Below are 20,518 nucleotides of genomic sequence, written 5' to 3'. Positions count from 1 at the left end.
GCCCTCCTCTTTTACTCCAACTTTCAGTTTACCAAACTTCCCAAGGAAATTACAGGATCATCTGCGCGTTGACGTCGATCGACAGATAGCCGCCGAGCTTTTTGGCTTCCTGCGCCATCTCCTGATAGACGGTGCGCACCTCCGCCCCCACCGTCTTGAAGCGCCCGTATTTGATCACGACGTTAAATCGGTACTTGCCCTGCAGCCGGGAGAGCGGGGCCGGTGACGTGCCGAGGATGATCACCTCTTCGCGTCCGCTCAACTCACGGCGCATCCGCTCTTCGACCCGACGTGCCACCGCCAGCGCTTTGTCCTCATCTTCATTGACCGACGTGAAGGCGGCCAACTCGCGAAACGGCGGATTGTGCATCGCGTGGCGAACGCGGATCTCGTGTTGGAAAAACGCTTCGTACTCCTGTTTTTTCGCAAACTGGATCGCGTAGTGTTCCGGGTTGTACGACTGCACGACCACCTCGCCCGGCAGCTCGTGCCGTCCGGCGCGGCCCGCGACCTGAGTCAGCAGTTGGAACGTTCGCTCCGCCGCCCGAAAATCAGGCAGATACAGCGAAGACTCCGCTGAGATGACGCCGACCAGCGTCACATCTGGGAAATCCAGCCCCTTTGCGATCATCTGCGTGCCGAGCAGGATCTGCGCTTCCTTTTGCCGGAAACGCTGGAGCAACTCGGCATGCGCCCCTTTTCCGGTCGTCGTGTCGACGTCCATCCGGATCACCTTCGCATCCGGGAACACGCGGCCGAGTTCCTCTTCGACGCGCTGCGTGCCTGTGCCGAAATGGCGCACATGATCGCCGCGGCAGTCGGGACACTGCTCCGGATTGCGCTCCGCATAGCCGCAATAGTGGCAGCGCAACTGCTCATAGCCCCGCGCTTTGTGGTAGGTCAGCGGGATCTCGCACTCCGGGCAGCGGGCGACAAACCCGCAGGAGCGGCAGAGCACAAACGTGGCAAACCCGCGGCGGTTGAGGAACAAAATGATCTGCTCCCCTCGCTCCAGCCGCTCCTCGATGCCTTTTTTCAACGCTTTGGAGAACATCGAGTGGTTGCGTTCACGCAGTTCGAGCCGCATGTCGATCACGCGCACTTTCGGCAGTTTCTGCCCTCTGACGCGCTCCGGCATCTCCACCCGACCGATCTGTCCTTGGTGCGCCCACCATCGCGTCTCCAACGCCGGGGTCGCCGACCCGAGCACGACCGTCGCGCCGTGTTGACGGCCCCGGTACATCGCTACTTCGCGGGCGAGGTATTTCGGATGATCGTCCTGTTTGTAGGACGTCTCGTGCTCCTCGTCAATGATCATCAACCCGATCCGGCGGAACGGGGCAAAGATCGCCGAGCGGGCTCCGACCACGATCTCCACCTCGCCGCCTCGGATGCGCCGCCATTCATCAAATTTTTCCCCGGCCGACAGCCGGGAGTGCATGACGGCGACCATATCGCCAAACCGCTTTTTAAATTGTTCCACCATCTGCGGCGTCAAGGCGATCTCCGGGACGAGCATCACCGCTTGTTTCCCCGACTCGACGCAGGCGGCGATCGCCTGCAGGTACACTTCCGTTTTGCCGGAGCCGGTCACGCCCTGCAACAGGATCGTGCGCGGCGCATCGCTGTCCACCGCTGAACGGATCTCGTTATAGGCGTTTTGCTGGCTCTCGGTCAGCGGCAGTTTCGTCTGCCGCTCGCCGTGCTGCACGCCGTATGGATCACGCAGCACTTCCCGCTCCTCTTTGACTACCCAGCCTTTTTCCAGCAAAGGCTTGAGCGTCGCCGAACTCGCGCCCGTCTCAGCAAAAATGTCCTTCATCGGCGCGGCCTCGCCGAGATCATACACATGGGCGAGCAATTCTTTTTGCTTTTTCGCCCGTGGCGAGATCTCCTCGAGGGCCGCCTGCAACTGCTCCTGACTGAGCGGGCAGATCAGATAGGTGATCATCTTGGCCTGAATCGCCTGCTTAACCCCGTACAACTCCTCCAGCACGCCCTGTTCCACAAAACTGCGGATCATCGGCCGCCACTCCGGACGCGAAGAGAGCATCTGCTCTTTGGTCGTCTTTGGCGAATTTTGCAAGAGATCGAGCAACTCGATCTCAGGCGTTCCAGGCAAAAAAGCGCTCAGCGCCTCGATGTCTTTTATCTTTAGATACGTGGTCGCCTTGGCTCGCATGCCACTAGGGAGCAAAGCTTGTACAGCGGCCGCCTTCGTGCACAGGTAGCGTTCCGACAGCCACGAGGCCAGTTCCACCAAGTCCTCGGTCAGCGGCGGCTCGTCGTCGAGCACTTCCAGCAGCGGTTTGGTCTTCTCCGGCTTGTCCGTCTCAGAGGTAAAACCGACCACGTATCCCTCCAATTTGCGCGGTCCGAACGGGACGAGAACGCGAGTGCCGACATGCACGCACTGTGCCCAACTCGGCGGCACTTCGTAGTGAAACGGACGGTCGACCTCAGCGGCGCGCACTTCGACGATCACTTCGGCATAGCGCTTGTTCCGAACGGTCTCCCAAAGCGCCGCCATCTGCCGGTCTGTCCCGTTCATCGTACGTCTTGCCTTTCCAGCCGCAGTTCCAAGACCCGGTCGAGCACCCGGTCGGCGACGTCCCGCTTGCTCATCAGCGGCAGGTCCACCTCACGCTCCCGGTCGATCAGCGTGACGATGTTCGTATCCGTACCAAAGCCCGCCCCCTCCCGCGAGACGTCGTTGGCAACAAACAGATCGGCCTTTTTGCGCTGCAGTTTGCCGCGCGCATTTTCCAGCACATCGTTTGTCTCGGCGGCAAAACCGACCAGCACTTGATCGGCGCGTTTGCGCTGACCGACCTCCAGCAAAATGTCCGGGTTGCGCACCATCTCGATCACCAGCGGGCCGTCCTTTTTCTTGATCTTCGCCGTGCTGCGCTCCTTCGGCCTGTAGTCGGCGACGGCTGCAGCGCCGATGATCACATCATGCGCGTCCAGATGCTCCATCACGCCCGCATACATCTCAAGCCCCGTCTCCACCGGCACCGTGCGCACGCCGGACGGCGGCGTGAGACCGGACGGACCGGAGACGAGCGTCACATCCGCCCCTCTCGCCAGAGCCGCTTCGGCCAGCGCATAGCCCATGCGTCCGGTCGAACGGTTGGTGATAAAACGCACCGGGTCGAGGGGCTCGTTGTTGCGACCCGCCGTGATCAGCACGCGCACCCCTTCGAGGTCGCGCACTTTCGGCTGGCTTTTTTTTCGGAAATAGTCCTCGATATACGCTGCGATGTCCGGCGGTTCCATCAGGCGGCCCTTGCCCGTCCAACCGCATGCCAAGTACCCTTCGGCCGGTTCGGCGAAGAGGTATCCCTTTTCCTGCAAATAGGCGATGTTGTCCTGCACGATGGCGTTGTTGAACATGTTCACATTCATCGCCAACGCAAACAGCACCGGCGCTTGCGTCGCCATGATCGTCGTCGTCAGCATGTCGTCGGCGATGCCGTGCGCGACCTTGCCCAGCACGTTGGCGGTGGTGGGGGCGACGACGATCAGGTCCGCTTTGTCGGCCAAGGCGATATGCGCCAGTTCGGCCGGGTCCGGCTCGGTAAAGATGTCGGTCAACACCGGGTGCTTGGTCAAGCTCTGAAAGGTCAGCGGCGTGATGAACTTCTGTGCGGATTCGGTCATGATCACATGCACATCCGCTCCCGCTTTGCTCAGCGCGCTGGCGAGAGAAGCCGCTTTAAAAGCGGCGATGCCGCCGGCGACGCCGAGCACGATCGTTTTCCCCTGCAACATGGCTACCGTCTCCTCTCCTTCTCTTGTCTCTGGTCCTGCTCTGTCTTGGTACAAAAAGAAACAACCCCGGGAGGTTGTTTCTTTGCAACATCATGCTCAGCCTACTTGATGCCTTCTTTCGTGCGCACAAAGGTAACTTTGTCTTCGTGGATCTCGTTGAGCGCAACGGTGACGTTTTTGTTGGTCGGGACATTTACGTGTTTCTCTGCACCATCCTGAATGCGGCGAGCGCGTTTGGACGCCGCGACGACCAGCGTGTATTTGCTGTCCGCCTTGTTCATCAGTTTATCGATGGAAGGATAGATCATTTACTTCCCCTCCTGTATCAAGCTGTTATAGTATTCAAGGTTACGCGCGACCGAGCAGAGTTCTGCCTGCATGATCGCACGAACTTTTTCGACGGCCGTTTCCACTTGGTCGTTGACGACCACGTAGTCATACTGGCTTATGTACTTCATCTCGTCTGCTGCTGCGCCAAAGCGGAGGTTGAACGTCTCCTCCGTCTCCGATCCGCGTCCGAGGATGCGGCTCTTCAACTCGTCGAGCGACGGCGGCACGAGGAAGATCAGCACGCAATCAGGAAATTTCTTGCGAACCTGCAATGCGCCTTGCATCTCGATCTCCAAAAAGACGTTGTGCCCTTTCACGAGCGTCTCTTCGACATAGCGACGGGGCGTGCCGTAATAGTTGCCGTACACTTCCGCCCATTCGAGCATCTGATCTTCTTCGATCAGTTGACGAAATTCGTCTTTGCTCTTAAAGAAATAATTGACCCCTTCGATCTCGCCTTCGCGCGGGTTGCGCGTCGTGCAGGAGACGGAGAGTTTCGTGTTGTCAGTCACGTGCGGCATCAGCGCCTTGCAGACCGTCCCTTTTCCAGCCCCGGACGGGCCCGACAAGACGATGAGCAACCCTTTTTGAACCATCCTTCTACCCCTTCCGGTCCTAACGGTTTGCGTTACTTGGTCGCTAGTGGTTTATTCTTCATCGTCCTGGCTGTTGTCTTTCGCGACGAGGCGATGCGCCACCGTCTCCGGTTGAACAGCCGACAGGATGATGTGGTCGCTGTCGGTGATGATCACGGCGCGGGTGCGGCGGCCGTACGTCGCATCGATCAGCATGCCGCGGTCGCGCGCTTCCTGAATGATCCGTTTGATCGGCGCCGACTCCGGGGAGACGATCGACACGATGCGGTTGGCCGACACGATGTTGCCAAACCCGATGTTGATCAATTTGATACTCACAACCCATTCCTCCTAAACGTCACAACTCTCTGCCTTGCATTGTTGCCAATCCAACAGGCTCTGATACGGAATCCCAGCCGTTTCCAGCTCTATTCGACGTTTTGGACCTGTTCGCGAATTTGTTCCAGAACGCTCTTGGCCTCCACGACGTGCTGCGCGATCTTGAGGTCGTTCGCTTTGGAACCGATGGTGTTGACTTCGCGGTTCATCTCTTGGACGAGAAAATCGAGTTTGCGGCCGATCGGCTCCTCGGCGAGGAGGATCGACGAGAACTGCTCCAGGTGGCTTTGCAAGCGCACCAGTTCCTCGGCGATGCTCGCACGGTCGGCGAACACCGCCACCTCGGTCAAAAGCCGGGCTTCCTCGACGAACGCACGACCCTCCAAGGCTTCGCGCATCCGGGACTCCAGACGCTCCTTGTATTCCTCGACGACGATCGGGCTGCGGGCTGCCAGCACCGCACAGAGCTCTCCCAGTTTGGAGAGGCGCAAGGTGAGATCCTTGGCCAGACGCTCGCCTTCATAAAAGCGCATCGTCAGCAGGCTCTGCACCGCCTCGCGCACAGCTCCGAGGAACAGGCTCTCCAGCTCCTCCGGGTCATCTGCCGTCTCGCTGACGGTGACAACTCCTGGCTGGCGGAGCAGGTCGGCGAGCGGGATCGTATCTGTCAGGCCGAGCCGTGACGCCAGCGAATCGGCCGCGCTCTTCAACTGCGCAGCCAGTTCCTCGTCGAGCGTGACAGTCCGTGCGGCCTGCTCCGTTTTCTCCACCGTCACAAAGACGTCGACACGGCCGCGGGAGACAGACTCCAGCACCGTTTTTTTGATGACGTCTTCGAACAGCATGTACTCGCGCGGCATCCGGACGACCACCTCGCCAAAGCGGTGGTTGACCGCCTTGATCTCGGCGAGGACGCGGTAGCCCTGCGCCACCCGATCCCCCCGGCCGTAGCCCGTCATGCTCTTGATCATCGGGATTCCCTTCTTTCGCCCTCTATCATACTACGTAAATTCGGTTCAGGAAACAAGTTTTTCGCCGTTTTTCGTTGTTTTCCTGCTCATATTACGCAATTTTGGACCGAGATGCAAGCCAAAAGGGCCGCCTGTGTGCCAGGCGACCCTTTTTTGCTGTCTCTCAACCGTTCCAAACCGCGTCGTACACGGAGACGGCCGGCCCTGTCATATAGACGCGGCCGTCGTTTTCATCCCAGCGGATCAACAGATCGCCGCCTTTGAGATGGACGGTCACCTCGCGGGACGTGCGCCCTTCCAACACCCCGGCGACACCGACCGCGCACGCGCCCGATCCGCAAGCCAGCGTCTCGCCGACACCGCGCTCCCAGACGTGCATCGTCACTTCGTTTTGCGCGTGCACCTGCACAAATTCCACGTTGGCTTTGCGCGGAAATCGCTCATGCGTCTCGATCTTCGGCCCGATGCCGTGCAGATCGACGTCTGCCAACGAATCGACGAACAGCACCACATGCGGATTGCCCATCGAGACGGCGGTGTAGCGGTACTCCTCGCCGTCGACACGCAGCGGGGCGGCGACGACCTGTTCCGCGTCGACATCGGTCGGGATGAGCAGCCCTTGCAGGATCGGCAGCCCCATGTCGACGGTGACGCGGGTCACTTTGCCGTCCCGTGTCTCCAGTTGCAGCCTTTGCACGCCCGCCCCCGTCTCGACGGTGATCTCCGTACGGTCGGTCAGGCCGTGGTCATAGACGTATTTCCCCACGCAGCGGACCGCGTTGCCGCATTGCTCCGGCTCGGTGCCGTCCGCGTTGAAGATGCGCATTTGAAAATCTGCTTTGTTGCTCGGTAGGATCAACACCAGTCCATCCGCGCCTGCCCCGAAGTGTCGGTCGCAAACGGCGACGGCCAGCTCTGCTATCCGTTCCGGAACGGAAGAAAACTCGGCAACGACTGCGAAGTCATTGCCGAGACCATGCATTTTTGTAAATTTCATCTGTCTCTGTATCCCCTGTCTGTCCAGTCGTCCTATCGACGGCTCGACGCGATGCGGGTGGTTGTCTTGCGGGTGGCGCGGCGTGCCGCGAGCGCAAAGGTCGGGATGCCGGCCGCGATCAGGACGATCACCCAGTCCATCAAGCCGAGCGGCACGGTGCGGAACACCGGCTGGAACGCCTCGATGTACATGACGCCAAGCAGCAGAACGACCGAAGACAACACCGACGCGATGAGCCATTTGTTTTCAAAGATGTTGCGGGAGAAGATGCCGCCGTCGACGCTGCGGCAGTCGAACACGTGGATCAACTGTGCCATGACGAGCGTGACGAACGCCATCGACTGCGCCTTGACCAGATTGTCCGGCTCCATCTGCAAGGAGAACCAGAACACGCCGAGCGTGACCAGACCGATCAAGATGCCGCGCGAGAGGATCTTGAACCCAAGCCCTCGTGCGAAGATCGACTCGCGCACGTCGCGAGGCGGGCGTTTCATGATGTCTTTCTCCGCCGGGTCGACACCGAGGGCGATGGCCGGCAGACCGTCGGTGACGAGGTTGACCCAGAGGATCTGGATCGGCACCAGCGGCAGCGGCAGCCCCATCAGCATCGCCAAGAACATCGTGACGATCTCCCCGACGTTGGAAGCCAGCAGATAGCGGACAAACTTGCGGATGTTGTCGTAGATGCTCCGCCCTTCTTCAATCGCCGCGACGATGGTCGCGAAGTTGTCGTCGGACAGGATCAGCGCCGATGCGTCCTTGGCGACGTCGGTGCCGCCAAGCCCCATCGAGATGCCGATGTCGGCCGCTTTGATCGCAGGCGCGTCATTGACACCGTCGCCGGTCATCGCGACGACGTGGCCGCGGGATTGCAGCGCTTTGACGATGCGGAGTTTGTGTTCCGGCGAGACGCGGGCATAGACAAAGATATTGTCCACGCGCTCTGCCAGCTCTTTATCAGACATATTATAGAGATCCTGTCCGTTGACTGTCAAACCGCCCTGCGGCAGAATGCCGAGTTGGCGGGCGATCGCTTCGGCGGTGACTTGGTGGTCGCCGGTAATCATGATCGTCTTGATGCCCGCTTTTTTCGTGCGTTGGATCGCGTCAAACACTTCCGGACGCGGCGGGTCGATCATCCCGACGAGACCGACGAAGATCAGGTCGCGCTCCGGGTCGCCTTTTTGGAAATGGGACGGGTCCTTCAGCGGACGGTACGCCAGCGCCAGGCAGCGCAGCGCATCCATGCCCATCGCTTGGTTCGCCTGCAGGATGCTGCGGCGAAGCGAAGAGGTCAGCGGCGTCACCTTGCCGTCGATCAGCAGGTACCCGCAGCGGTCGAGCAGGATGTCGGGCGCGCCTTTGGTCAGCATGAACAGCTCATTTTTCTGATCGCGGGTCAACACCGACATCATCTTGCGAGTCGAGTCAAACGGGATCTCGTCAAGGCGCGGCTGCATCTCCTCCATCGCTTCCGGATAGAGCCCTGCCTTCGCGCCGAGCACGACCAGCGCGCCTTCGGTCGGATCGCCTTGAACCGCCCAGTCGGTGTGCTTTTTGTTTTTGTCTTCATAAAGAACCGCGTTGTTGCACAGCACGGAGACTTCCAGCAGCCGCTTGAGGTCTTGACGGCGGTGCGGGTCGATCGCCTTGCCGGAGTAGAGGAACTCGCCTTGCGGTGCGTAGCCGTTGCCGGTGACGTCGTAGAACTGACCGCCGACCCATACTTTTTGCACCGTCATCTTGTTTTGGGTCAGCGTGCCCGTCTTGTCGGAGCAGATGACCGTCGCCGCGCCGAGCGTCTCGACAGACGGCAGTTTGCGGACGATCGCTTTTCGCTTAATCATACGCTGCACGCCGAGCGCAAGTGCCACCGTGACGATGGCCGGCAGTCCTTCCGGGATCGCCGCGACCGCCAGCGACACGCCGGCGAGGAACATCGTGTAGAGATCATTGCCATGCAGGATCCCGGTCACAACGACGACAGCGGTGATGCCGAGCGCGACGTAGACGAGGATTTTACCCAGTTGATCGAGGCGGCGTTGGAGCGGAGTCTCCATCTCTTCGGCCGTCTGGATCAGGTCGGCGATCAGGCCCATCTCGGTCTGCATGCCGGTGGCGGTGACGACCGCGCGCCCTTTGCCGCGCGTGATCATCGTGCCCATGTAGCACATGTTTTTGCGGTCCCCGAGCGTCGCGTTGGCATCCGGGATCGCCGCATTGGCCTTTTGCACCGGCAACGATTCGCCGGTCAGAGCGGCTTCTTCCGCTTCGAGGCCGGAGCTTTGCAATACGCGCACGTCGGCCGGCACGCGGTCGCCCGCTTCGAGGAAGATGATGTCCCCCGGCACCAGTTCAGACGCGGGGATCGTCAGCTTTTGCCCGTTGCGGATGACGTGCGACGTCGGCGCGGTGAGCTGTTTGAGCGACGCGAGCGATTTTTCCGCCCGCAGTTCTTGCCAGAAACCGAGAATGCCGTTGACGATAATAATGGCAATGATCGTAACGGCATCCGCATGTTCGCCGAGCAGTCCGGAGACCAGCGTGGCCGCGAGCAGCACCAGCACCATGAAGTCCCGGAATTGGTTCAGGAACATCGTCAGGAGCGACTTTTGCTCCGCTTCGTTCAGTTTGTTCTCCCCGACCTGTTCTCGCCGGTGATCCGCCTCTGCGTCCGTCAGACCGTCCGGCGACACGGAGAGCATCTGGAGTACGTCTTGTACATCCATCGTGTGCCAAAGATTTTTCTGCACCAGGTGCCACCCCTTTTTCCACATCGTTTACCTGAGAACATGTCTATGCTTGGCCCTTGGGGTGTAGACCAAGCCTGACAAGTCCGAGGCAGCAAAGGGAAAAGGCCCTCCCGGCTCAGGAGGACCTTCATTTAAGGTGTCACAATACTCCTTCTTCTCATTGATGCTGTACATGCAACGACATCATGAGTTCCACGTTTGCCACGAGTGCAGGCGATCTTTCACGACCACCTCGCGTTTCAACTCTGTGACCACATCGTCGACAAACTCATCCCGTCGCATCCCGACCAGCACCGTCGTCACCCCGGCTGTCGAGCGCAACGCCCGCAACGCCGTCTGGCTGAGCGTCGGGGCCTCCCACTCCGGTTCGGCTGCCGTCACCCGTCGTTTGATCTCTGCCGCTTTTTCCGCATCTCGCAGTTGGTACAGCGACGTGAAGGCCTGGATCGCTGCGTTGACGTGCTTGACGTAGCTCTCGACCGTCACCCCGCGTTGCATCAGCATCTGTACGCCCTGTTGCACCGTAGGCACGAGAAACTGGGAGAGCACCTCCCGCCAATGATCCAGCGACTGGAATTGCTGGCCGTATTCTTGCAAGAGACGTCCGGCTGCGACTTTCTCGTACTCGGCTTCACTTAATTGAAACTCGCCTTCGAGCCGCACCAACTCGGATATCAAAGCCGAAATCTGTTTAACCCGTCCACGATCCTCCGCTCCGACAGCAACATCCGCCAGCCTATAGAGCGCATTTCCCTTAAACGCATTTAACGGCCGATTGATCAAAACAACCAATCCCTTCTCCCGCGCATACTCGATCACGCTCTGCCCGCCGTTGTTGCGCTCCGTCACGCCGCCGGTCTCATACAGATTCATCGGCAACTGGATCGCTTGAAAATGCGGCTCCGGCACGATGTTCTGCGCGATCTCCCACACTCGTTTCAACGACGTAAACTGTGCATCAGATGCCGATGCCGGGAACGTGTTTGACGAGATCCCATACCCACGTATCCGCCCCCGCTCCACCTCCGATTCCAAATGACGAAACGCGAGCTCGATCCGCCGCTCGTATTCGGCTCTCGCTTCATCTAATGAGATGCCTGCATTCTTCGCCCACCCCAGAAAATACTCCGGGTTGTGCAGCAGATAGCAGTCCAGCGTCGCCATCCCCAGCCGCTCCAAACTCCGCGTGAGCTGATCCTCCAAAAATTCCGGATGAATGCAATGCTCCAGCCCTTCCCCATACTCCACCAAATCTGGAAACGGCCGACCTTCCCTCTTCCGCTCCTGACTCAACCGATAATTCTGCCCCTGCAAATACCCAACTTTCGAAACCACCACGATCTCCTCGCGCCGCAACTCCCCCGCCGCGACCATCTCGCTCACCACCGCGCCGACCAGTTCCTCTGACCCCCCGTCGCTGTAGTTGGCGCTTGTGTCGATCAGATTGATCCCGTGGAGCAACGCCTTCCGCAAAACCCCGCGATGCTCGTCCACCGCCACATCGACACGGTAGCAGCCAAAGCCCGCTTCGCTCACCAGCAAGCCGTCCCCGAATGCGCGATATGCCAAATCCTCGTGCCGCCCTGCATACCTCTTGGTTCCCGCAGCCGTTGCATACCCGTTTACCGTCTCCACACCATCAACTCCCGTCCATTTTCTGCCAAGCTCCTTCCATCATAATAAACTTCCCTACAATAAAAAAGGGCGACGTACTCATCCAAGCATAGATCCGAGTCGTTTGATCGCCTTATGAACAACAAAAGATATTAGGAAAACGAATTGCGAAATCGGAGGCGAGCATCCATCGACTACGACTACTACCGCCTGCTGGAGATCTTCGAAAGCGAACCGCGCGTTCTCGACGAAGAAGTGGAGATTTACCAATATGCCAAAACGGACCGTTTCGGCTTCACACTCTCTCTTCACCTCTCCCGACTGGAAGATACTGCGATCGTCACGCTGGAACACCGCGACCTCCCCGGTGCCCTGTTTGATCACATCGAGCACGGCGTGGTCAAACTGGTCTGCGCGGACGACGACAGTCTGCACTTCTTCCGCGAGCGCGACCTTCACGTCGCCAATCCTGGACTTGCGCCTGAGCCGGTCCTGACCGTGCTTACAAAGCATCAGTTTCGCATCGAGATCAAGACAGACTGAGCAAAAAACACCCCTTCACAGATCCTCGTGAAGGGGTGTTTTCTTATTCCCGGCAGATTCCTGCTTTTCCCTGTTCGCGTAAGAATTTCAATAGTGGACAGCGATTATCCTTCCCTGTATAATACCTACCAAAGACGGCACTCCCCCACACATCGGGGCGATGTGCCTTTTTCATAGGATCGGGGTGACAGAATATGGCATTTGACGGCATCGTCCTGCGCGCCGTCACCGAGGAGCTCGCCGAGTTGCTCATGAACGGGCGCGTGGATAAAATTTATCAGCCGACCTCCCGCGACTTGCTGTTGCATCTGCGCGGATCGGGCGCCAATCACAAACTGCTGCTGACGGCCAATCCGTCGTACCCGCGGGTGCAGCTGATCGACAACTACCAGGGACAAAATCCGGCCGAGCCGCCGATGTTTTGCATGCTGTTGCGCAAACATTGCGAAGGCGGGCGGATCACCCGCATCGAGCAGGTCGACAACGAACGCGTCCTGCACATCGGCATCGAAAACCGCGACGAGCTCGGAGATCTCAAAGAGCGCGTGCTCGTCATTGAGATCATGGGCCGCCACTCCAACGTGATCTTGCTCGATCCGGTGGAGAACCGCATCCTCGACTCGCTGGTGCACGTCAATTACGGCACCTCGCGCCATCGCGAAGTCCTGCCGGGCCGCACTTACGTGGCCCCGCCGGAGCAGCACAAAGACCATCCGTTCCACGTCTCGCTCGGCCGCTTCCAGGAGCTGCGGCAGACGATGGGCGCCGACCTCGCGTTTGAAAAATTTCTCGTCAACGCGTTCACCGGCATCTCGCCGCTGCTGGGCCGGGAGATCGCCTTCCGCCTGAAAACGGCGCTGGCCGACGCAGACCAAGCTCCGTCCCCGGACGACGAATGGCAAGCGTTCGCGACGGTGATCGACGACGTGCGCCACCGCCGGTACGTCCCGACGGTCGTCTACCAAGACGAGCGTCCGAAGGCGTTCTCCTGCCTCGCCCTCACTCATCTCGACGGAGAAGCCAAAACGTACCCGACCACCAACGCCGCCATCGACCAATTTTACGCGGAAAAATCATGGCGGGACACGCTGCGCCAACGCTATCAAGACCTCGAACGCCTGCTGTCCAACGAGCTGTCGAAAAACCAGACCAAGCTCGTCAAATTTGAAACGGCCATCGCCGAAGCGGATCTCGCCGAGGAGAACCGCATCTGCGGCGAGCTGATCACCGCATCCCTGCATCTGATCGAGCGCGGGATGGAGCAGGTGACGGTGCAAAACTTCTACGACGAAAACCTCGCCGAACTGACGATCCCGCTGGACCCGGCCCTGTCAGGCAACGAAAACGCGCAGGCGTATTTCAAGAAATACAACAAGGTCAAAAAGTCGATCCCGATCCTCACCCAGCAGATCGAGGAAACGCGGATCGAGATCGACTATCTGGAAAATCTGATCCAGCACCTCTCCACCGCTTCGTGGACCGACATCGCGGAGATCCGCGAAGAGCTGGAGCAGGAAGGCTATCTGCGCGTCAAACGCAAGCCGCTCCCGAAAGGCAAAAAGCCGCCGAAGCAAAAGGAAACGCAAGTCAAGCCGGAGCGCTACGTCTCCTCCGACGGCCTCGACATCTATGTGGGCAAAAACAACAAGCAAAACGAGTACCTCACCATGAAGTTCGCCCACAACACCGACACTTGGCTGCACACCAAGGACATCCCCGGCTCGCACGTCGTGATCCGCGCAAAAGACGTGCCGGAACAGACCCTGCTGGAAGCGGCACAACTGGCCGCCTACTACTCCAAAGGCCGCGAGTCGAGCCAAGTCCCGGTCGACTACACGCTGATCAAACACGTCTGGAAGCCAAACGGTGCCAAGCCGGGCTTTGTCCTGTTCGACAATCAAAAGACGCTCTACGTCACGCCGGACGCCGCGCTCGCCGACAAATTGCGGACCAAGTAACGGGTACTCAGGAAAAAAGATCAAAAGACAATTTCTTCAAGCTCCCGACGAAAAACGGGAGCGTCTCTCGTATCACTATAGCAACCACCCATCATGAAGCCGCCCTTCCCCCAAAAGGCATTTCCACCTCGCCCTGCCGATCGGCCCCGCCTCTGTCTGCCCAGATGCGGAGCGCTCACATCGGCCGGAGATGCCGGAAGGACACGGCGAACGCGACTCCCGTTACTGTCGGGAGTCTTTTTTTATGATATAGTCTTGACTTGGAGGCGAAATGACAACATGGCATTGATAGAGGTTCACAACCTGCGTAAAGAATTTAAAAAATTGGTCCCGAAAACGGGGTTCCTCTCCGGCATCCGAAACCTCTGGAACACGGACTATACCTCGCACGTCGCCGTCGACGACATTTCCTTCAAGATCGAGGAAGGCGAGTTGCTCGGCTATATCGGCCCAAACGGTGCCGGCAAATCGACGTCGATTAAAATGATGACCGGCATCCTCGTCCCGACGGCGGGCGAGATCTCGATTGCCGGCATGACTCCTTGGAAGCAACGCCGCGAACACGCGCAAAACATCGGCGTCGTGTTCGGGCAAAAGACGCAGCTCTGGTGGGACATCCCGCCGATTGAGAGCTATCGCGTGCTCAAGACGATCTACAAGATCCCGGACAGCGTCTATGAGAAAAATCTCAACACCTTCCGCGATCTGCTCGAACTGCACGAGTTTGAAAACACACCGGTGCGCCAACTGTCGCTCGGTCAGCGCATGCGCGCCGATCTGGCGGCTGCGATGCTGCACGACCCGCGCATCCTCTTCCTCGACGAGCCGACTATCGGCGTCGACGTGTTGGCCAAAGAGCGTCTGCGCGAGTTTATCAAAGAGATCAACCGCACCCGCGGCGTGACGATCCTGCTCACCACCCACGACATGGCCGACATCGAAAAGCTCTGCCACCGCATGTCGATCATCGACGACGGCAAGCTGCTCTATGACGGCTCGATCCACGATCTCAAGTCCCGCTACGGCACGGAGCGCACGCTGGTCATCGAGCTCGACGACGCGCCTTATGCGCTCCACATCCCGAACACCCGCGTGCTTCGCGAGGAAGGCTCCCGCGTGTGGATCGCCTTCGACAAGGAAAAGCTCTCCGCTTCCGACGTGATGATGAAAGTGGCGGAAAAACATACGATCCGCGATCTGACGGTCGAAGAGCCGGAGATCGAATCGATTGTGCGCGAGATCTACCAGTCAGGTCTCGACCGGAAGAAGGAGGATGGACATGTCGCTGTTCTGGACGTTTAGCCGCCAGCATTTTTACAAGCAGTCGGCCTACCGCCTGAACTTCTGGCTTGAGATGGGCGGCATGTTCCTGCAGCTGTATGTGGTCGCGACGCTCTGGAACGTGCTGTTCACCCAGACCCCGACCGGATTTGGCAGCGCGACGCTCACGCAGATGATCACCTATGCTGTGCTCGGCATTCTGCTGGGCGCCGTGCTCTCCGTCGACGAAGGCGTTCACTCCTACCTGCAAGGGCAGGTGCGGATGGGGCTGATCACCACCGACCTGATGAAGCCGGTCGACTTCCTGCTCCACATGCTCGCCCGCGATTTTGGCGCGACGGTGGTGCGGCTGTCGTTTTATCTGCTGCCGCCGCTCGTGTTCGCCTATCTCTTGTTCGATTTGGTCCTGCCGGTCGACGCGGTGCAGGTGGTCTATTTCCTGATCGCCGTGTTTCAGGCGTGGGTGATCCTGTTCTTCTGCAACTTCCTGTTCGGACTGATCTCGTTTAAAACGCTGGATCTGCTCGGCTTTATCTTCACGTACTACGCGCTCATCCGCTTTGCGTCCGGGCAGATCATCCCGCTTTGGATGTACCCGGACTGGATGCAGCCGTTCCTGTACGCGCTGCCGTTCCAATCGATCTTCTACACGCCGATTGGCCTGTTCACCGGAGTCATCTCCGGCGGGCAAGCGACGACCGCGCTGTGGACGCAGACCGCCTGGATGATCGGATTGTTTGTGGCTGCCCGCTTCATCTGGGCCCGCATTCACCGCCATCTGGTCGTGCAAGGGGGTTGAGCCGATGCGCGAACATTTGACTGTGTATTTGACAATGATCCGGGCGGCCGTGATCACGCGGTTGCAGTACCGGGCTGACTTTTTGATGGGCATCCTCGGCGTGTTTATCCTCAACGCCGGGACGCTTGGAACGACGTGGGTGTTGCTCAACCGCTTCCACGAACTGAACGGCTGGGGCTTCTGGGAGATCGTCTTCCTGTACAACCTCTGGCTGCTCGGACACGGCATCCGGGCTGTGTTTTTCCGGCATGTGACCAATTTGGAACAGTTCATTCTCGACGGCACGTTCGACCAACTGCTCACCCGGCCGGCCAGTCCGCTCGTGCAATTTATGGGTCGCGAGATCCACTACCTCGGCGTGGGCGACGTGTTGCTCTCGGCGTTGATGATCGGGCTGGCCTACCAAAACCTCGCCCTCGACTGGACGTGGTGGATGTTCCTGTGGTTCCTGCTCGTCGCGCTCTCCAGCGCGGCTGTGGAGCTGTCGTTGCTGCTGATGCTGTCATGCACCGCCTTTTTCACCACTCGCTCCCGTGCGCTGGTCGACGCGGCCACGCAGTTTTCCTGGGGCGTGGTGCAGCAGTATCCGATCGATATGTTCAACAACGTTCTGCGCTTTGTCGTCACCGTCGCGCTGCCGTTTGCGTTTATGAACTACTACCCGTCGCTGCTCCTGCTCGGCAAAGAGGGCAGCGATCCGTTCGGGTATCTGACGTGGTTCACACCGCTCGTCGCGCTGTTCCTGCTCTGGCTGACCGCGAGAGTGTGGAACTTTAGCATCAAACGCTACCAGAGCACCGGCTCATAACAGGCACAAAAAAGAGGAGGCGTCCGTAGACGTCCTCCTCTTTTTTTGTGCCTGTTTGGCGTTCAATAGTTCCCGTTGGCCAGTTGCTTTGCCTTTTCGTTGATGCTGCGATGGAGCAACCACAGCTTGCGGGCGCGGGAGTAGATGCGCTTTTGCTTCAAGCGCTTCAACAGGCTCACATGCGGCACCGTGTTCAGCTCGATCAACCACGGATGCCCGTCTCGGTCGAGTCCGACGTCCAGCCCGTAGGTGGCGTTGACATGCCGACCGCCGCAGTAGCGCGCCACGCCGACTGCCAGACGGTCCAAACGGCGGAGGATCTGCTCTTGCTCTCCCCTGCCGTAGCCGAGCCCTGAGAGATACGCCCCGACCGGATGCCCGGAACCGCCCCGCGACACGTTGGTCACGGCGAGGTCTCGGGACGCGCGGCGGGCGAGACGGCCGGTGACTTCCCACTTTCCTTTTTGATTGCGCTGCACAAAGACGCGGATGTCGACCGGTCGCCCTCGCCAAGTTGCAAGATCGATGCCTTGCTGGATCAGGCATCTCGCTTTGTTGCGATGCCCTTCGATCCAGCGGTGCAACTCGTCGAGCGAGTTCGTCGAGCGCACACGGTGGCCCGCTCGCAGTCGGTAGGCGCCTTCGGACGTTTTTCGCACTTGCAGGATGTGCTTGCCGCCGGTGCCGTACACCGGCTTGATAAAGATCTGACCGTGTCGCCCGATGAAGGAGCGCAGACGCTGTTTGCTGTACAGCCCTGTCTCCGGCAAGCAGGCTCGCACGTCAGAGTTTGCGCCGAGTAAGAGGCGGTGTTTTCTCCACTTGCTCCCCGGCGCGTAGGAATCGGCCATCGCTGTCACCTTCCCCCGCTTGGATGCATGGTACATCCTATGGAGAGGAAGATCAGACGTAACGGCGCTTGTCTACGCCGCCATGAAGTACGACAAGGCGAGGGTGACCATCCACGTGTTCAGGCCAAAGAAATAGTTAAACTCCGCCAAGGCGTGCCGTTCGTAGCGGATGCGGCCGAACAGATACGCAAAGCCCCACGAGAGCACGCCCATGCCGATGATCAAGAGCGAGAACCAGACCGGCGAGAGCATCCATTCCGGGCCGTACAGCGCGATCTGGTCAAATTTGCCGTAGTTGAGGAACACGGCGACCTGCACGAGCAGGTACAGAACGAACGCGATGACGAAATGGCGGTTCGGCTGGTCGTAGAGCGCGTCCTCGTTTTTGATCAGATACCAGATCAGGTAGACGTATGCCAGCACCGGCCACGCCATCACGAGCACGAACAGCACCGCCATCATCCCGAGATACTGCGGCACTTGCATCGCCGAAAACGCGTAGTCGTCGCCGGTCAGCACATTGGTCGCCGCCGCGTAGGACGGCGAGTCGGAGTTGTAGTGGAGGGTGTATTCGTCAAAGCTGGTGAACACGGTAAACACGACGGTCGTCACATCGCCTTGACGGACAAAGACCGGGTTGGCCGTCGGCTTTTGCGTGTTCGAGATGCGAACGGCATCCCCTTGCCACTCTCCGCCTTTAAAGTGGCCCATAAAGATCTCGCGGTTGCCCACGCGCGGATTTTTTTGATAGTCGGCTGCAAAGACGACCCCCAGCGTCTCCTGTTGCCCCGGCTCTCCGTAGATCGTGAAACCGCCGCTCATCCCGACTTCACCTGCGAGCGAGAACATCTTGCCCGCCGTCGGTTCTTGCAGCGGGAAGTTCCACACGCGGACGTCGCGGTTGTTGGAGCGGCCCGTCTTGATCGTCATCAACAGATAACCGTGCGTACGGTCGATGCCGTAGTTCATGTCGTCGATCATCGAGGACGAGTCGAGATTTAACGCCTTGATCATCGTCGCGTCGGACGGAGTGCCTGTCGCGGTGTCCAGCGTCAGGTTGTAAAATTCATAGCTGTCGGACGAGAGCTGATTGACCGCCCCGATGTGGAACACGCCCTGTCCATCGACAGAAGCGTCGAGATACACCGGCTTTTTCATCGGGTAGTTGCGGACCGGGATGACGCGGCCCGGCTCGATCTTCCAGATCTTCAGCTCCCCTTCAAAACCTGCGAGCAGATAGCGTTGTTCACCCGATTCGGCGAGGCCGAGGCCCGACGCGGACGGGCCCAGCTCTTCGGCTGTCGACCAAGCGCCGTTTTGCCAAGTCGCCCGCTTCAGCACGCGCTTGTTGCCGATCCAGTAGATCTCGTCACCGGAGAGGCGGAACTGCGTGGAGGCGAACAGGTCGTCCGCCGGAGCGGGGCGACGCTCTGTGCTGACCTGTTGCCCAGCCGGATCGATCCCCGCGATCACGATGTCGGGCTTGGCCAGATACGCGATGCGATTGTCCGGCAGCACCTGCGGCGGTCGGTTGGCCGTCGACGGCCCGATCATCGTCTCGCGGCCGAACGGCTCCAGATACGGCAGATGGCGCGCCCCGACATCGAGCCGCACCTGCAGCGCAAAGACAAGGACAAACACCAGCAAAAAGGGAAATACTTTAAGGAAATTTTTCATCTACATCCCCCATCGAATATGAAACGGTAGATTTTAGGATACTACAAGAGCTCCCGTTTGAAAATATCGAGTTGTTGGAAATCCCGTGCACTTCATCAACCCTCGCAAATTTTGGTATAATGGGAACGACCTGAACGGAGGAGGAATGATCATGCCAGCCACAGAATTGACGGGCAGCGTGGAGCGCGTTCACATCGACAGCCGCTTTTTGGGCGAAACGCGTGAAGTACACGTCTATCTCCCGCACAACTATTCGCCGCTGTACAAATATCCGGTGCTCTATATCAACGACGGTTCCGACTACATGATGATGGGGCGGATGATCTCGCTGCTCAACGAGCGGTTTGCCGACATCCGGGCCACCCGTTTTCTCGTGGTGTTCGTGCCCGTGGACAAATCGAAGCGCCGCGACGAATACCACCCGCACGGTGCGAAACATGAGGCGTTTCTGCGCTTTTTTGCCGAGGAGTTGGTGGCAGCGGTGGAAGGGCGATTTGCCACGTTCCCGATGGGACCGGCTCGCGGCATCATGGGCTCCTCGCTCGGGGCGACGGTCGCGTTGCATACGGTGTTGGAGTATCCGCGCAAATTCCACTACCTCGCCTTGCAGTCGGGCGCGTTCAAAGGTACGACCTACGAGCAGGTCGAGGGCCGCCGCGATCTCGCGACGGTGCCGGTCTACATGGTGGTCGGGTTGCAAGAGGAGCGGTTTGAAACGAACGGCAACGTATACGACTTGCTCGATGCCAACCGCAGGATGCGCGACCTGCTGCAAGCGCAAGGCGTCGACGTCGACTATGCCGAATACGATGCAGACCACACATGGGGCTTTTGGCAGGAAGATCTGCCGCGCGCGCTGGACCATTTTGTGCGCCAGCTTGCATTTTAATAGAAGAAAAGACCGGGCTCTCTCTTGCCGAGCCCGGTCTTTTCTTTGTTATCGTTTACGTTTTTTCTCCAGCAAACGTGAGGCGATGCTCGGTCCCTCGTCCGTCGGTTCACTGACGGGTGCTTGTTTGGCCGTCGGCAGCAGGTCTGGTGACGATGAGGCAGGTGCTGTCGGGACTGGCTGCACCGTCGCGAGTGGCACTGTCGCCGCCGGTACGGTTGCCCGTTTGGCGCGTGCAAACGAGATCCGCACGCGTCTCACACCGATGTCGAGCGGCCAGATCATCAGCACCGCCGTCACGAGCCCCCAAAGGAGCCCGCCGATCAGCCCGTTCAACAGCTCCCGCGGGATCATGCCCG

18 protein-coding genes are annotated in these 20,518 nt (G+C 59.3%); 6 read left to right on the top strand and 12 right to left on the bottom strand.

Annotated elements, in window-relative coordinates:
• Nucleotides 1-49 precede the first annotated feature (49 nt).
• From priA to OS242_RS00305, 9 genes are all read right to left on the bottom strand, one after another.
• Complete coding sequence (gene priA, locus OS242_RS00345) at nt 50-2,551, bottom strand: primosomal protein N' (RefSeq protein ID WP_267149674.1); 2,502 nt, start codon at nt 2,549-2,551, stop codon at nt 50-52.
• Nucleotides 2,548-3,774 (bottom strand): bifunctional phosphopantothenoylcysteine decarboxylase/phosphopantothenate--cysteine ligase CoaBC, encoded by a 1,227-nt coding sequence (coaBC, locus tag OS242_RS00340; RefSeq protein WP_267149673.1) that lies wholly within the window; start codon nt 3,772-3,774, stop codon nt 2,548-2,550. Before coaBC ends, priA begins: the two co-directional genes overlap by 4 nt.
• A 101-nt stretch (nt 3,775-3,875) precedes the next feature.
• Nucleotides 3,876-4,082, bottom strand: coding sequence for a DNA-directed RNA polymerase subunit omega (gene rpoZ / locus OS242_RS00335; protein ID WP_267149672.1), 207 nt, complete (start codon nt 4,080-4,082; stop codon nt 3,876-3,878).
• A complete protein-coding gene (gmk, locus tag OS242_RS00330) occupies nt 4,083-4,700 on the bottom strand; it encodes a guanylate kinase (RefSeq protein WP_267149671.1) in 618 nt (205 codons plus the stop codon).
• Nucleotides 4,701-4,751: 51 nt separating this feature from the next.
• Nucleotides 4,752-5,018 carry an extracellular matrix/biofilm regulator RemA gene (gene remA, locus OS242_RS00325; protein WP_087457736.1) on the bottom strand — a complete coding sequence of 89 codons (267 nt, stop codon included), beginning with the start codon at nt 5,016-5,018 and terminating at the stop codon, nt 4,752-4,754.
• Between the two features lie 89 nt (nt 5,019-5,107).
• Nucleotides 5,108-5,989, bottom strand: a complete 882-nt coding sequence (locus OS242_RS00320; protein ID WP_267149670.1) for a YicC/YloC family endoribonuclease — start codon at nt 5,987-5,989, stop codon at nt 5,108-5,110.
• A 163-nt stretch (nt 5,990-6,152) separates the two neighbouring features.
• Entirely contained in the window at nt 6,153-6,986 is an 834-nt protein-coding gene (gene dapF / locus OS242_RS00315) for a diaminopimelate epimerase (protein ID WP_267149669.1), read from the bottom strand.
• Between the two features lie 32 nt (nt 6,987-7,018).
• Nucleotides 7,019-9,739, bottom strand: coding sequence for a calcium-transporting P-type ATPase, PMR1-type (locus OS242_RS00310; protein WP_267149668.1), 2,721 nt, complete (start codon nt 9,737-9,739; stop codon nt 7,019-7,021).
• A 183-nt stretch (nt 9,740-9,922) separates the two neighbouring features.
• Complete coding sequence (locus OS242_RS00305; protein WP_267149667.1) at nt 9,923-11,308, bottom strand: aldo/keto reductase; 1,386 nt, start codon at nt 11,306-11,308, stop codon at nt 9,923-9,925.
• Between the two features lie 210 nt (nt 11,309-11,518).
• On the opposite strand from OS242_RS00305, the gene OS242_RS00300 reads away from it, so the two are divergent.
• The 5 genes from OS242_RS00300 (at nt 11,519) to OS242_RS00280 (ending at nt 16,742) form a co-directional block, all read left to right on the top strand.
• Entirely contained in the window at nt 11,519-11,896 is a 378-nt protein-coding gene (locus tag OS242_RS00300) for a hypothetical protein (RefSeq protein WP_267149666.1), read from the top strand.
• A gap of 194 nt (nt 11,897-12,090) precedes the next feature.
• Entirely contained in the window at nt 12,091-13,854 is a 1,764-nt protein-coding gene (locus OS242_RS00295; protein ID WP_267149665.1) for an Rqc2 family fibronectin-binding protein, read from the top strand.
• Between the two features lie 279 nt (nt 13,855-14,133).
• Nucleotides 14,134-15,156: an ABC transporter ATP-binding protein gene (locus tag OS242_RS00290; RefSeq protein ID WP_267149664.1), complete on the top strand. Its 1,023-nt coding sequence runs from the start codon at nt 14,134-14,136 to the stop codon at nt 15,154-15,156.
• Nucleotides 15,134-15,934, top strand: coding sequence for an ABC transporter permease (locus OS242_RS00285; protein ID WP_267149663.1), 801 nt, complete (start codon nt 15,134-15,136; stop codon nt 15,932-15,934). The genes OS242_RS00290 and OS242_RS00285 overlap by 23 nt, the downstream gene beginning before the upstream one ends.
• Nucleotides 15,935-15,938: 4 nt before the next feature.
• Nucleotides 15,939-16,742: an ABC transporter permease gene (locus OS242_RS00280; RefSeq protein WP_267149662.1), complete on the top strand. Its 804-nt coding sequence runs from the start codon at nt 15,939-15,941 to the stop codon at nt 16,740-16,742.
• A 62-nt stretch (nt 16,743-16,804) separates the two neighbouring features.
• Here the strand turns inward: OS242_RS00280 and OS242_RS00275 are convergent, their stop codons facing one another.
• A complete protein-coding gene (locus OS242_RS00275; RefSeq protein WP_267149661.1) occupies nt 16,805-17,593 on the bottom strand; it encodes a YheC/YheD family protein in 789 nt (262 codons plus the stop codon).
• Between the two features lie 72 nt (nt 17,594-17,665).
• Nucleotides 17,666-19,270, bottom strand: coding sequence for a hypothetical protein (locus tag OS242_RS00270; protein ID WP_267149660.1), 1,605 nt, complete (start codon nt 19,268-19,270; stop codon nt 17,666-17,668).
• 151 nt (nt 19,271-19,421) lie between these two features.
• Here OS242_RS00270 and OS242_RS00265 point away from each other — a divergent pair, with 151 nt between their 5' ends.
• Entirely contained in the window at nt 19,422-20,159 is a 738-nt protein-coding gene (locus OS242_RS00265) for an alpha/beta hydrolase (RefSeq protein ID WP_267149659.1), read from the top strand.
• A 48-nt stretch (nt 20,160-20,207) separates the two neighbouring features.
• Here the strand turns inward: OS242_RS00265 and OS242_RS00260 are convergent, their stop codons facing one another.
• Complete coding sequence (locus tag OS242_RS00260) at nt 20,208-20,513, bottom strand: hypothetical protein (RefSeq protein ID WP_267149658.1); 306 nt, start codon at nt 20,511-20,513, stop codon at nt 20,208-20,210.
• Nucleotides 20,514-20,518 lie beyond the last annotated feature (5 nt).

Source organism: Tumebacillus lacus, from assembly GCF_026410385.1.
GTDB classification, from domain to species: domain Bacteria; phylum Bacillota; class Bacilli; order Tumebacillales; family Tumebacillaceae; genus Tumebacillus; species Tumebacillus lacus.
This window is presented reverse-complemented; position numbering and strand designations above follow the sequence as displayed.